Origin of the sequence: Ensifer sp. ENS08 (genome assembly GCF_014852195.1) — a bacterium.
In the GTDB taxonomy this organism is placed as follows: Bacteria; Pseudomonadota; Alphaproteobacteria; order Rhizobiales; family Rhizobiaceae; genus Ensifer; species Ensifer adhaerens.
Genome location: NZ_JACVBF010000015.1, coordinates 105,412 through 118,633, shown reverse-complemented (window position 1 = coordinate 118,633; position 13,222 = coordinate 105,412). Strand labels below are relative to the sequence as shown.

The 13,222-nt window shown below is 65.0% G+C and carries 14 protein-coding genes; 8 read left to right on the top strand and 6 right to left on the bottom strand.

Annotated elements, in window-relative coordinates:
• Positions 1-41 precede the first annotated feature (41 nt).
• Both IB272_RS26025 and IB272_RS26020 read left to right on the top strand, forming a co-directional pair.
• Complete coding sequence (locus IB272_RS26025; RefSeq protein WP_060581275.1) at positions 42-1,436, top strand: hypothetical protein; 1,395 nt, start codon at positions 42-44, stop codon at positions 1,434-1,436.
• Positions 1,437-1,513: 77 nt separating this feature from the next.
• Entirely contained in the window at positions 1,514-2,392 is an 879-nt protein-coding gene (locus IB272_RS26020; protein WP_060517551.1) for a glycosyltransferase, read from the top strand.
• Positions 2,393-2,407: 15 nt separating this feature from the next.
• Here the strand turns inward: IB272_RS26020 and IB272_RS26015 are convergent, their stop codons facing one another.
• Positions 2,408-3,499 carry a glycosyltransferase family 1 protein gene (locus tag IB272_RS26015; protein ID WP_060581273.1) on the bottom strand — a complete coding sequence of 364 codons (1,092 nt, stop codon included), beginning with the start codon at positions 3,497-3,499 and terminating at the stop codon, positions 2,408-2,410.
• Between the two features lie 187 nt (positions 3,500-3,686).
• Here IB272_RS26015 and IB272_RS26010 point away from each other — a divergent pair, with 187 nt between their 5' ends.
• Genes IB272_RS26010 through cysE form a run of 3 tightly spaced genes read left to right on the top strand, consistent with a single transcriptional unit; the run spans position 3,687 to position 6,623 of the window.
• The gene (locus tag IB272_RS26010; RefSeq protein ID WP_113135912.1) at positions 3,687-4,796 is read left to right on the top strand and encodes a GTP-binding protein; all 1,110 of its coding nucleotides are present in this window, start codon (positions 3,687-3,689) and stop codon (positions 4,794-4,796) included.
• On the top strand, positions 4,796-5,785 hold the full coding sequence (locus IB272_RS26005; RefSeq protein ID WP_060581271.1) for a WD40 repeat domain-containing protein: 990 nt from the start codon (positions 4,796-4,798) through the stop codon (positions 5,783-5,785). Before IB272_RS26010 ends, IB272_RS26005 begins: the two co-directional genes overlap by 1 nt.
• Before the next feature lie 10 nt (positions 5,786-5,795).
• Complete coding sequence (gene cysE, locus IB272_RS26000) at positions 5,796-6,623, top strand: serine O-acetyltransferase (protein WP_060581270.1); 828 nt, start codon at positions 5,796-5,798, stop codon at positions 6,621-6,623.
• Between the two features lie 17 nt (positions 6,624-6,640).
• Here cysE and IB272_RS25995 read toward each other — a convergent pair whose 3' ends face one another.
• The 3 genes from IB272_RS25995 to IB272_RS25985 form a co-directional block, all read right to left on the bottom strand.
• Complete coding sequence (locus tag IB272_RS25995; protein WP_060581269.1) at positions 6,641-7,825, bottom strand: metal transporter; 1,185 nt, start codon at positions 7,823-7,825, stop codon at positions 6,641-6,643.
• The gene (locus IB272_RS25990; protein WP_060581268.1) at positions 7,822-8,949 is read right to left on the bottom strand and encodes a multicopper oxidase domain-containing protein; all 1,128 of its coding nucleotides are present in this window, start codon (positions 8,947-8,949) and stop codon (positions 7,822-7,824) included. Before IB272_RS25990 ends, IB272_RS25995 begins: the two co-directional genes overlap by 4 nt.
• Before the next feature lie 310 nt (positions 8,950-9,259).
• Positions 9,260-9,706: a glyoxalase superfamily protein gene (locus tag IB272_RS25985; protein WP_060581267.1), complete on the bottom strand. Its 447-nt coding sequence runs from the start codon at positions 9,704-9,706 to the stop codon at positions 9,260-9,262.
• Between the two features lie 274 nt (positions 9,707-9,980).
• Between IB272_RS25985 and IB272_RS25980 the strand changes: the two genes are divergently transcribed.
• The 3 genes from IB272_RS25980 to IB272_RS25970 all read left to right on the top strand — a co-directional run bounded on the left by IB272_RS25980 (position 9,981) and on the right by IB272_RS25970 (position 11,739).
• Positions 9,981-10,613 carry a LysE family translocator gene (locus tag IB272_RS25980; RefSeq protein WP_060581266.1) on the top strand — a complete coding sequence of 211 codons (633 nt, stop codon included), beginning with the start codon at positions 9,981-9,983 and terminating at the stop codon, positions 10,611-10,613.
• 1 nt (position 10,614) lies between these two features.
• Positions 10,615-11,187, top strand: a complete 573-nt coding sequence (locus IB272_RS25975; RefSeq protein WP_060581265.1) for a hypothetical protein — start codon at positions 10,615-10,617, stop codon at positions 11,185-11,187.
• Positions 11,188-11,331: 144 nt separating this feature from the next.
• Positions 11,332-11,739, top strand: a complete 408-nt coding sequence (locus IB272_RS25970) for a VOC family protein (protein ID WP_034786961.1) — start codon at positions 11,332-11,334, stop codon at positions 11,737-11,739.
• Between the two features lie 6 nt (positions 11,740-11,745).
• Here IB272_RS25970 and IB272_RS25965 read toward each other — a convergent pair whose 3' ends face one another.
• Both IB272_RS25965 and IB272_RS25960 read right to left on the bottom strand, forming a co-directional pair.
• Entirely contained in the window at positions 11,746-12,372 is a 627-nt protein-coding gene (locus IB272_RS25965) for a LysE family translocator (protein WP_034786964.1), read from the bottom strand.
• Between the two features lie 197 nt (positions 12,373-12,569).
• Positions 12,570-13,160: an N-acetyltransferase gene (locus tag IB272_RS25960; protein ID WP_060581264.1), complete on the bottom strand. Its 591-nt coding sequence runs from the start codon at positions 13,158-13,160 to the stop codon at positions 12,570-12,572.
• Positions 13,161-13,222: the final 62 nt, after the last annotated feature.

Below are 13,222 nucleotides of genomic sequence, written 5' to 3'. Positions count from 1 at the left end.
TTTGCGCTATCAAGGACGTCCGTTGGAAGAGCAGAGAACCCATGGCGAAGATCATAGCGCTCGGCGCCTATTTTTATCAGGCCGTCATCGCCTTCGGCCTGCTGATCATCGTCGCCCATTGGCTGGCGCCTGCGGACTACGCCAGCTATTCGCTGTTCGTCTCGATCTGCCAATTCGTAGCGATCGCCGCTTTCGAATGGGTGCGCTTCGCCTGCACCCGCTTCTATCCGGGGCCGGACGCTGACAGCGAGGCGGCTGAGCGGCGCACGATCCTCGTTGAAGCGACGGTCTGCGCAGCACTCTGCCTGGCCGCAGCCTCGATAGCCGTGTTCTTCGGCGTGCCGCCGGTCGTCGCCCTTGTCGGCGGTCTGGTGTCGATCGCGCAAGGGGGCAGCGACCTGCATCTGACGATGCTGCGGTTTCGTCAGGACTTTCGCGCCTTTTCCGTGTTGCAGGGATCACGCGCCACAATTCTGGCAGTCGGCACGCTCGCCGGGGCATTGGCCTCGCCCACCTTACTCTCAACGGTCACGGGGCTTCTGGCCGGCTACGCTGCCTACGGCCTGCTCGCCTCGGTTCTTTCCCGCAGCCCGGCAGCGCGACCGACCGTTGCACTGGAGACTGCGCGCTTCCGCAAGCACCTCGTCTATGGCAGCGTTTCGGCCGGCGCTGCAACGGCCGCCATGTTCGCGCCGCTCGCCCTCAAGACGCTGCTGACATCCGTTCTCGGAGCGACGGGTGCCGCCGGCGCGCTGTTGGCGCTCGACCTTTTGCAGCGGCCCTTCGTGCTCATCGTTTCGGCGCTTCAGGCGATCCAGTACCCCGAAATCGTCGCCGCCCACGACCGGACCGACAACCGCGCGGACCTCGCCCGGACGCTCGGGCAATACTATGCCCTGCTTGCCAGCTTCGCGCTGATGATGGCGGCCGGCATCTTTGCAGTGCTCCTGCCGGTCACGTGGGTCGTCATCAGCCCGGACCTGCAGCAGGGGTTCCTCGCCACGGCGCCCGCGATCATCCTCATTTCGCTTGCCCGCACGCTGACGCAGATCATGTTGCCGACGCCGCTGCACCTGAAGCAGCGTCTTGCGCTGATCCTTCTGCTCGCCGTCATCGACTGCCTGCTGCTGAACCTCGGGGCGCTCGCGGCGCTGGTTGTCGCAGGCCCGAGCGATACGGCGCTTGCGACCGGTGGTGCGATCGGCGCGGTCCTTGCGACCGCCTTCGGTCTGCGCCTGATGGCGGTGCTTCCCTTCGACCTCCCCTGGTCGCCGGTGCTTCTTGCCGCCGCAGGGCTCGCCACGGCTGGTTTCGCCTTCGCGCTCGCCGGCGAAACCAGCTATCTCGCGATCGGCGCCGGCATCCTCGGGGGCGGCGTCCTGTGCCTCCTCGCACTCAACCAATTGCGGCTGATGATGCGGGCTCCGGCCCCATAGGGCTGGAAACAATTGCGCTAAGAAAAACTGCACGAATTTCCGGTTAGATCGCCGCCGAAACGTTCGGAGAGTCCGCCATGAACATCGTCGTCGGCATAGCGACCGCAGGCCGCCGCGAAGTCCTTTCGGAGACCCTGCTGCATCTGACGCGGCAGACCCGCTTGCCGGACTCCATCCTGGTCTGCCCGAGCGCGCCCGAGGACATCGACGAAAACCGCCTCAGTGCCCTCGCAGTCGACGTCCGCGTCGTTAAGGGCAGCAAAGGCTCGAGCGCGCAGCGCAATGCGATCCTCGACCACGCGACGACCGCCGACCTGATCGTCTTCTTCGACGACGACTTCCTGCCACACCACGACTTTCTCGCAGAGTCCGAGCGATTGTTTGCGCGCGAGGCGGATATCGTCGTTGCAACCGGCCTGGTTCTGGCAGACGGCATTCACGGACCCGGCATTTCGGTGGCCGATGCGAAGGCGATCCTCGATGGCGACGCCGGTCCCGCGCCCGAGGATCAAATCACACCCGCCTTCAATGCCTACGGCTGCAACATGGCCTTCCGTGTTGCGGCGATCGCCGTCGAGCACACCCGCTTCGACGAGCGCCTGCCGCTCTACGGCTGGCAGGAGGACGTCGATTTCTGCCGGCGACTTGCGTCACGCGGGCGCATCGTCAAGTCGCCGAGATTGCGCGGCGTCCATCTCGGCAACAAGCGCGGCCGCACCTCGGGTTTGCGTTTCGGCTACTCGCAGGTCGCCAATCCGCTCTATCTGCGCAACAAGGGCACGGTCGGCCTCAAATGGGCGCTGCGTCTGATGGGGGGCAACGTCGCTGCCAACATCCTCGGCAGCGTCAGGTCGCAAGGCCTCGTCGACCGCCGCGGTCGGCTGAAGGGCAACGTCATCGCCGTCTTGGATATGCTGCGCGGACGGTTGGACCCGATGCGCGTGCTCGACCTCTAACGCCCTCCGCAGCCATCAAGCCCGGCTGGCAGCCAGCATGTTGAGCAGCACCACCGCGCTTCCATCCCAGGAAAAGCGCTTGGCATTGTCGTAACCGGCATGCGTCAACTCACGACGCAAAGTCGCGTCGGCCGAAATCATCCGCATTGCCTCGACCAGCGTTTCCGTCTTCAACGGATCGAAATAGCGAACCGCGTCGCCGCAGGCCTCGCGCACCGGCGGGATGTCGGCGGCCAGCACCGGGCAGCCTTGCGTCATCGCTTCGAGCGGCGGGATGCCGAAGCCTTCGTAGAGGCTCGGAAAGACGAAGGCGACAGCGCGGCGTTGCAGCCCGGCGATCTCCGCGTCGGTCAGGCGCCCCGGAAAGATCAGGTCGCCCTTCGACGTCGGCGCGATGTCGCGAAACACGTTGGGATCGGTGCCGCCGACGACGACAAGCTTGTGGTCCCGGGCGCCAAGGGTCTCGAAGGCGCGGACAGCGAACTCGACATTCTTGTTGGGTTTCAGGGTGCCGACAAGCAGGAAGAAGGGCGTATCGGTCAGCCCGAGCCGCGCGATGACACCGTCGTCCGGCTGAAGGCCGGCGAAGTGATCGGTTGCATTGTAGATCACGTCGATACCGGCCGAAGGCACGCGGAAGACGTCGGCTAGTTCCTTGCGCGAGAAGTTCGAGACCGTGCCGATCTTCGCCCTCCGTGTGAGGAGATAGCCGAGCGTTCCGTGGAACAGTCGGTAGCCGCGGCCAAAGGAGGCCGGATGGCGAAAGAGCGTAACGTCGTGGATCACCACCACCTGGTCGCCATGCAGCACCGGCCCGCTACCGCCGAAGCCGATGAGCGTGTCGCGGCGTGACCGCCAGAAGAGTGGCCCCTGCTCCCACAGATGGCCCGGGCCGGAGCCGAAGCGCTCCACCGAAATCGCCTTGAGGCCGAGATCGTCGACAGCCTTGCCGGGAGCAAGGAGCCGCCAGCGCACGCCCTTCAGCGCATGCGGCACCGCACCCGAAGCGATGCGCTGATCGAGCGCCCGGGTCATCTCGCGGGCGAAGCGCTGCACGCCCGTAAGCGGCTGGGTCAGGAACCGGCCGTTGATGGAAATCGTCTTCACGTGCGCACCCCTTCGATGTGCCGCGCACTCTCGCCGATCTTGATGAAAGGAGGGTTATCGGGATCGCAGCGATCAACGCCGCCCGACCGGCAAAATCGCCTGCGCCATTTGCGCATCGCCGCCGCATCTCCTATATGAGACGCGACTAGGATGCCTGCTCCCGCATCCGGAAATCCCAGAGGTTCCCATGACCGAAACATCCCCGCAGAAGCCGATCCCCGTCACCGTGCTCACCGGCTATCTCGGCGCCGGCAAGACGACGCTTTTGAACCGCATCCTCAGCGAGAACCATGGCCGCAAATACGCGGTCATCGTCAACGAGTTCGGCGAGATCGGCATCGACAACGACCTGATCGTGGAATCCGACGAGGAAATCTACGAGATGAACAACGGCTGCGTCTGCTGCACCGTGCGCGGCGACCTGATCCGCGTGGTGGAAGGCCTGATGCGCCGCCCCGGCCGCTTCGATGCGATCATCGTCGAGACCACGGGCCTTGCCGACCCGGTCCCGGTCGCCCAGACCTTCTTCATGGACGACGACGTGCGCGCCAAGACCGAGCTTGACGCCGTCGTCGCGCTGGTCGACGCCAAGCACCTGCCGCTCCGGCTGAAGGACAGTCGCGAGGCCGAAGACCAGATCGCCTTCGCCGATGTCGTTCTGCTCAACAAGACCGACCTCGTCACGCCCGAGGAACTGGAGCGCATCGAGGCGACCGTGCGCGTCATCAATCCGTCGGCCCGCATCTATCGCACCCAGCGCTCCGAGATCGATCTCGCCAAGGTCCTCGACCAGGGCGCCTTCAATCTCGAAAAGGCGCTGGAAAACGATCCGCACTTCCTCGACCAGGACGATCACGAACACGATCACACCTGCGGTCCGGATTGCGGCCACGATCATCACCATCACCACCATGATCACGACCATCATGATCATGACCACGATCACGATCACGACCATCATCACCACCACGATGCCCCCTCGCCGATCCACGACGTGACGGTGCAGTCGATCTCGCTGCGCGGCGGCGAGATGAACCCGGATCGCTTCTTCCCCTGGATCCAGAAGATCACCCAGACGGACGGCCCGAACATCCTGCGCCTGAAGGGCATCATCGCCTTTGCTGGCGACGCCGAGCGTTACGTCGTTCAGGGCGTTCACATGATCATCGAGGGCGATCACCAGCGTGCGTGGAAGGAAGGCGAAAAGCGCGAAAGCCGCCTCGTCTTCATCGGCCGTGACCTCGACCGCGAAAAGCTCGAGCGCACCTTCAAGGCCTGCGAGGCGCAGCCGAACTGATGCCGACTGTCGCTCCCCTCGATCTCGAAGGTCACGTCGTCGGCGTGGCCTTTCTCAAAGGCGTCCCCTTCTTCGCCGAAGCCACCGGCGCCATCCACCGCCTCGACCTCGGCCACAAGACGACGGAGGTCCACGAAGGCCTGCTATCGCTCGTGGTCGACGAAGCCAACGATACGCTGCTGACCGGCGGCGAAGATGGCAAGGTCATGCGCACGGCCGCCGACGGTACCGCGGCGCTGGTCGCCGAAGCGCCGCGCAAGTGGATCGCCCAGGTTGCCGCCGGCCCGCAAGGTGCCGTTGGCTATGCCTATGGCAAGACCACGCACGTGAAGCTTGCCGACGGCACGACGAAGGAATTCGCCGAGCAACGCACGGTCGAAGGCCTCGCCTTCGCGCCGAAAGGCCTTCGCGTCGCCGCAGCGCGCTACAACGGCGTGTCGTTGCATTGGGTCGGCACATCGGGCCAGCCGATCGACCTCGAATGGAAGGGCGCCCACACCGGCGTCACCTTCTCGCCCGACGGCCGCTTCCTCGTCACCACGATGCAGGAAAACGCGCTGCACGGCTGGAAGCTCGACGCCAAGCCCGGCGCCGAAGCGCGCCACATGCGCATGACCGGCTATCCGGCCAAGGTGAAGTCCTTTTCCTGGTCGGCCAAGGGCAAGTGGCTCGCATCCTCGGGCGCGCCGGCTGCCATCGTATGGCCCTTCCAGGGCAAGGACGGCCCGATGGGCAAGGCGCCGCTCGAACTCGGCACCCGCGCCGACATCATGGTGACCTCCGTCTGCTGCCATCCGGCTGAAGATATCGTCGCCATCGGCTATCAGGACGGCATGATCCTCGGCGCACGCTTTGCCGACAGCAAGGAAGTGCTGCTGCGCCGTCCTGGCAAGGGCGCAATCACCGCCATGGCGTGGAACAAGGATGGCCGACAGCTGGCCTTCGGCTCGGCCGAGGGCGACTGCGGCGTCGTCGATATCGCGGGATAAACGGTGGCGCATGACCGCATTGATTGAGACGCTACGGTACGAAGGCTCGCTTGCGGCACCGCTCGCCGATGGCGCGGTCTGGAGCCTGATCCGGGCGGAAGCGCGCGCGCTTGCCGCACGTGAACCGGTCATGGCGCCCGCCCTGATGCCGATCATCGATGCCGGATCGGATGCCGAATTGCTGGCCGGCGTGCTCGCAGCCGGCTTGGCCGTCGCGCGCGTCGACGAACGCTCGCTTGCGCAGCTGCTCACCGACGTCTTCAAGGCAAACCCTCAGATCCTGCTGGCGACCGAAGCCGATCTTCAGGCGGTGAAAGAGCGTGACCCGGCCTGCCCGGGCCTCAAGCATGTGCTGGTGAACCTCAAGGGCTTTCAGGCACTGCAGACCTACCGCGCTGCTCACCAGCTCTGGGTCGATGGCCGCCGTGAGGTCGCGAGCTGGCTTTCGAACCTCGCCTCGCTCGTCTTCGGACCTGACATTCATCCGGCCGCCTGCATCGGCAAGGCTGTCATGCTCGACCATGGCTCCGGCATCGTCATCGGAGAAACCTCGGTCATCGAAGATCAGGTCTCGATCCTGCAGAACGTCACGCTCGGCGGTACCGGCAAGGAAACCGGAGACCGCCACCCGAAGATCGGCCGCGGCGTGATGCTCGGCGCCGGCGCCAAGATCCTCGGCAATATCGAGGTCGGCGCCTATAGCAAGGTCGCCGCCGGCAGCGTCGTCCTCAAGACCGTTCCGCCGCGCACCACCGTCGCGGGCGTGCCGGCAACCGTCGTGCGCATCCATCGCGTCGATGAAATTCCGGCAGCGGAGATGGACCAGACGATCGTCTGATCCCATCCTGTTGCCCGTCAGATCTTCACCAGCGCCGCGGTGGCATACATGAATGCCGCACCGGCTGCGAGGCCGGCCAGAACCGGCGGCGTCAGGAACACGTCGCTCCGGCGCTCGCTCTGGCGCATCAGATAGGCGCCCACTTCGACGATCACCTGCAGGATCGCGCCTGCCCCGATCGCCAGCGCCAAGGCGGACCATTGCGCCGAGGCGGCAAGACTGCCGAGCCACATGCCGATGACGGCCGGGCTGCCCGCCAGCAGTGTCAATCCGACGAAGACCGAGAGCGGCGGCCTCTTCTTCAGGATCGGCGCGGCGATGCCGATGCCTTCGGTGACATTGTGGAGCGCAAAGCCGAGCACGAGGAAGGTGCCGAGCCCGGCCGAGCCGGCCGCAAAGGCGGCCCCGATCGCCAGCCCCTCGCCAAGATTGTGCAGGCCGATGCCGAGCGCGATGTAGGTGGAGAGCGCCAGCCCGGTCGGCGCACCGCTTCGCCGGCCGATTGCCATCAGCAGGAGGAAACTGCTTAAAGCCGCCAGCACCACCATGACTGGCCCCTGGAAGATCGCCGCGGCTTCGCCGGCAAGCTCGAGCGCCTCGCCACTCGCATCGACCAGCAGGAAGCCGAGCAGGCCGATCGTCAGCGACAGCAGAAAGGCCATGCCCTCGCGCCCAACACCACGCAGCACCGGATAGAACATCAGCCCGACGGCCACGGGCACGATGCCGACGATGATGCCGACCAGGGCTTGCAGCCGCAATTGGCCCGTCGTCGCCTGGGGCGTCGGCACGGCAACCGCAATGTCATGCGCAAAGGTGGCGCCGGTGTTGGTCACCACCTTCACGGCATGCGCCTCACCGAGCATCCAGGGAAATGGCAGTTTCAGCCATGCGGCCCCACCGCGTGCGATCGGCCCCGGCGGGTCCTGGGCGAATTGCCAATAGGCGTCGTCCACCTGGACCTGTGCCACCGTCATCGGTTCCGATCCGCCGGCGCGAACAAGCAGACTGAGACCACTATCGTCGAGAACGGTTCTTTCGAAGGTGAGGTTTTCGACCGGCGGCGCACCGTTGCGGAAGCCCGACAACGGATCGGTCGATACGAGCCAGGCAACGGCGATGCCAAAGACGATAAGAGGCAACGCCAGCCACACCAGGTTGGTCTTTGCCGCGCGAATGGCAGCTCTTGGCATCTCGTTCATGCGAGCGCCTCCACCACGTCGAACACGCCGACCCAACCAAGCTCAGTGAACTCGGTCTGGTGCGGGTGGAACATGTAGAGGCCGGGTTCGTGCTCAGCGAAGGTGAATTCGAGGATGCCGCGCTGCGCCTGGCACTGGGTGATGAGATCGACGGTTTTCAAAGTCGGCGTCAACGTCGTGCCCTGATCGTAATAGTCGAAGAAATTGGCGTGCAGGTGGAAGGAGTTGATCGGGTCGAACTCGATGACGTTGATGAGATAGATGCGCACCGGCCTGCCCTTCACGATCCGGATTGGCCGTTTCATGAAGGCGTGCGCGATGGTGTTGACCGCATAGAATTCGTTCTCGGCATCGAAATTGGTGTCGAAGGCATTCATCACCATCACCAGTTCCTGCCAACCGGCATTCTCTGGTGTGCCGAGCAGCCTGGAGCGGGCGACCTCCACATGCTCCGGCCGGCGCTCCGGGTCGGGATCGATCACGAAGGCGCCGTACATGCCCTTGTGGATGTGCCGGCGCAACGGCATCGCATGGCAGTGGTAGAGATGGCAGCCGAAGGGCTTGGCATCGAACTCATAGATAAATTCGTCACCCGGATCGACCATGCCGGCCCCAGGAACGCCGTCCATGCGCGCCGCGTGAATACCGTGGAAATGGATCGAGTGCGGATGCGAAGCATAGTTGCGAAAGACGATCCGCAGCCGCTCGCCTTCCTTCGCCCGGAGCGCCGGCCCGGGGACCCGACCGTTATAGGTCCAGGCGGGAAATTTGATGCCGGGCGCGATTTCGATCTCGCGGTCCTCCGCCGTCATCTCGAAGGTGCGCAGCGTCCGTCCGTCCGGCAGCGTCGAAACCGTACCCGTGTCCCAATCTGTGAGCATCTCCGTCGGGTCGAAGCCGTTGACGGCGCTATCGACCTCGCCGACCGTCATCATCGCGCCATGCCCCATGGCCAGCATCGGCTCCTGTCCCGCCGCTCCCGATGGCGCGGCATGACCGACATGGCTCGCCTGTTGTTGACCCAAGGCGGCGCTGGTGCAGATCGCCGTTCCACCCGCTGCCGCCAGCCCGCCCATCAGCAGACTGCGCCTTCGCAGTAGGTCCGGTCTTGTCGGCTTGTCCATATTCGCCCCTCTCCCTCATTGGGTAACACGCACCGCACCGCGCCTGACTGGGGCAAGCAACGATCCACCTGCTTCTGCAAATCATTTGCAACAACATCAATAGTGCAAATGCATCCCATTCGCAACTGACTTGGGAAGCGTGATGTCCGAAGGGGCCGGCAGGACCGCGCGCTCAGCACGGCGCGCCCGTCATCATCCCGTAAACGAAAACGCCCCCGGAAGGCGCTGGCCTCGGGGACGTTGGGTTGAACTTCGGCGCCGGAACGGAAACGAACATGTCCGCAGGGCCTCGGCAGGCGGTGGCCGCGCCTCACCATTCAAGTTCGAGTTGCGGGATCCCGTTGGAGGTTTTTTCGACCGTACGGCCACTCTCGTCCACCGTCGCGGTGACCCGCTGGCGGAAGGCCGAGAAGCTCTCGAAGGTGACGACGTCGACGGGCTGGTCGAATTTCATCGTCAGACGATAGCGTCCCGGCTGCGCCGCGATCGCCTGGACGCCCAGGATCTCGCCTTCGAAGGTCTGGCCGAGATAGCGCCCCTTCACGCGGGACCCGAGCATCCAGGGATTGAAGGGCGGCCGGTTGCCGACGGCGGCATGCAGCGTGTTCCAGTCGCGATAGCCATATTGTGCGGCGATCAGCTCGAGCGAGCGGGAATGGCCGATGGTTTCGCCTTCGGATGCGAGGCGGGTGCGCAGACGCTTGGCCTGGTCTTTCAGGGCGTCGAGCGAGGGAAGCGGGATTGATCCGCGCGTCATGAGAAGGTCTCCTGCAGCGGCATGCATTCCTTGAAGATGGGAGCCCGCATTGCCACCGGTTCGCATGCCGTTTCGGCTGACCGTGTCTCAAAAGAAGGACTTCACCAAAGCATGACGCTCGCGGACGGCAGGGACCTTCACCCTGCCGCTTCCATAGGGGATGCCGCCTCGACTGTCAAACCAGGCCCGGAAATGCGGCTGCGACCCCGCGAAACACGATTGCGCACGCGCAAAAGCTGTGGGACGACTGAAGGAGACGATGAGGGAGGAACTCATGACCGAAATGACGATACTCGCATTCGCGCTGGTTGCCTTCATCGGCATCGCGACACCGGGCCCGACGGTCCTCCTCGCACTCACCAACGGATCGCGCTACGGGGTGCGGCGCGCAACCGCGGGCATGGTCGGCGCCGTGCTCTCCGATTTCGTGCTGATCGGCGCGGTCGCGCTTGGCCTCGGCGCGCTGCTGGCGGCCTCCGAATTCTGGTTTACCGTCGTCAAATGGCTGGGCGCGGGCTATCTGGCCTTTCTCGGCATCATGCTGCTGCGGTCGAAAGGGACGATCCAGGTGGCAAACGAAGCCGGCGGCGCGGCTCCCGTTTCCTCTGCCGCGATTTTCCTCAAAAGCTTCCTGGTCGCTGTCACCAATCCCAAGGGTTATCTGTTCTTCACCGCCTTCCTGCCGCAGTTCATCGATCCGACGGCACCACAGGCGTCGCAATACGCCATGCTTGCGCTCGTCTTCGCAGTCGTCGATTTCACCGTGATGTTCGGCTATGCGCTGCTCGGCGCGAAGGCTGCAGCCTTCCTTAAGCGCTCCGGCGCCGTCTGGCTCGACCGCCTCTGCGGCGGCGCGTTGCTGGCGCTCGCCGGCTCGCTCGCCCTCTATCGCCGCGCCACCGCCTGAAATGCTGTTTCGCCAAAACGTGCTCGCTGGCATCGCCGGCGGCGACGTAACCTTGGCCTTCCGGCGTTGGACCAAGCCGACTGTCAAGGCCGGCGGTAGCTTACGCACGGCAGTCGGTGTTCTCGCTATCGATGCCGTCGACGAGATCGACGAAGGCGCGATTACCGACAGCGATGCCCGCAAAGCCGGCTTTGCCGATCGCGCCGCCCTCGCGAAGGAGCTTACCGCGCGCACCGAAGGGCGCTGCTATCGCATCGCCTTCCACCGGACCGGCGACGATCCACGCATCGCCCTGCGGGAAGCGGCTGACCTCGACGGTGAAGGACGGGCAGAAATCGACCGCAAGCTCGCGCGCTTCGACGACAGCGCCGGCATGGGCTGGACGCGTCCGGTACTGCAGCTGATCGCCGTCCGTGACGGGACGACCGCAGCGGAGCTGAGCGCTGCCATCGGCATGGAGAAACTGAAGCTCAAGGCGCGCATCCGCAAATTGAAGGAGCTCGGCCTCACCGAAAGCCTCGATGTCGGCTATCGCCTGTCCGGCCGCGGGCGCGCCTATCTCGACGGCGAATAGCCCGCGTGAAAAAGCGGGCGGTGACGCGGACACGATCGGTCATTCCTTCCAATCCCGATCGCCGCTGTTGCGTGCCTAAAGCAGGTGTGAGACGACTTGCCACCGAAACAGACCACCCCCATCAGGCAAGGCGAGGAGACAGGCATGATCGGCTACACCATGGTCGGAACGGCGGACCTGAGGCGCGCAGAGCGCTTCTACGATCCGGTGATGGCGCTGATCGGCCAGGAGCGCTGCTACTGCGACGAGCAGGTTTCCTCCTGGGGTCGAAAGGATGATGACAAGGCGCCCCGTTTCTTTGCCTGCCACCCCTTCGACGGGAAAGCCGCCTCGGTCGGCAACGGTGCGATGACCGCCTTCCTGGTGGAAAGCGCCGAGGTCATCGACCGGCTGTTCGAGACCGCCATGGCGCGCGGCGGCAGCGAAGAGGGAAAACCAGGCTTCCGTCCGCAATATGGCGATGGCTTCTACGCGGCCTATGTGCGTGATCCCGACGGCAACAAGCTGGCCTTCGTCTGCTACGACGCCCGCGAGGTCGAGAGCCCGTCCTGACCCGCCTTAACGGCGCGTCGACCAGCCGAACCAGATCGCCACGGCCGCAAGCATCAGCGCGAGCACACGCCGCACCAACCGTTCGCGTGCCGGCGAGTTGAGGACCGGCTCCAACGCCCCGGCCAGAAGCACGATCGCGGCATGAACCGCGGTCGCGACCCCCACATAGAGCGCGGCAAGCGTCAGGTTCTGGGGCAAGAGCGGGCGTGTATCGTCGACGAAGGTCGGAAGCACGGTGACGAAGAACAGCGCCGCCTTCGGATTGAGCAGATTTGTGATCAGGCCACGCCGGAAATAGAAGGATGCGGGCTTGCCGCTCGGCCCCGCCTCCTCACCGTCACCGTTCCAGGCCTCGAAGGCGAGATAGAGCAGGAAGCCGACGCCTGCCCAGCGAAGCGCCCCATAGAGCATGTCCGACTGGCCGACGAACTCGGCGACCCCGAAGGATGCGGCAAGGCCGACGATCGCCAGGCCGAGCGCCACGCCGGCGACGGTCGCCATGCCGGGCCTGCGCCCCTCCGAGGCCGCGACCATGGCGAGGTAGGCCATGTTCGGTCCCGGCGTCAGTTCGATGATGAAGGATGTCAGTAGAAAGGGCAGCAGGGTCGCTGCCCCGAAAATGAACGGATCCATGCGCGAGACTTCCATCCGCCTGCAACGAGGCCTTGCCGCAAGGACAGGTCAGCGGTGCCGCATTGTCAAGGAAGATCACAAACCCATCAGCAGGGAGCGCCCGGCATGTCATGCGTCTGCCCCCTCGCCGATCAGATCGGACCAGCGAGGGAGCAGCGAAAAATCCGCCACCGCAGGGTTGGCGGCGGAAAGAGATCTCAGGCGGCGCGGCGAACCGGCGGCATGGCGAGCTTGCGGCCGCTGGCGACGATCAGGCCGGCAGTGCCCTCGAGCCAGTTGTCCCGAAGCTCGAGCGCCAGGAACCGGCCGCGTTCGAACGGCCCTGGCATCACCAGATGCTGGGTGCGGCTGGCAAAGAAGCCGAAGCGCTCGTAATAGGCAGCATCACCGACGAGCAGGATCGCGCCATGGCCGCGGTTCTTGGCCTCTTCGATAGCAGCCCGCATCAGCATGCCGCCGATGCCCTTGCCCTCATGGGCGGGGTCGACTGCGAGCGGACCGAGCAGCAGCGCCGGCACGGCATGGCCCTCACGGCTGACGCCGGCCTCGACGTTCCAGAGCCGGACCGTGCCGATCACGTGACCATCGACATCGCGGGCGACGAAGGCAAGGCCTTCGGCTGGCAGCCGGCCGCTGCGCAGCTTCTCCGACGACTTGCGGCGGCGCTCCGGCCCCATGGCACGGTCGAGCAGGTTCTCGCGCGCGACGACGTCGCCCGGATTCTCGGCATCGATTACAAATGTAGTGGGCGCGAAAAACGCGCGCAGGGCGTCAACAACAGCGGCCATCGGGGCCTCCCGTCATCAAAACCGCTTCAGGCGGACCGAACGAAAATTGTGAAGTGGCGCTC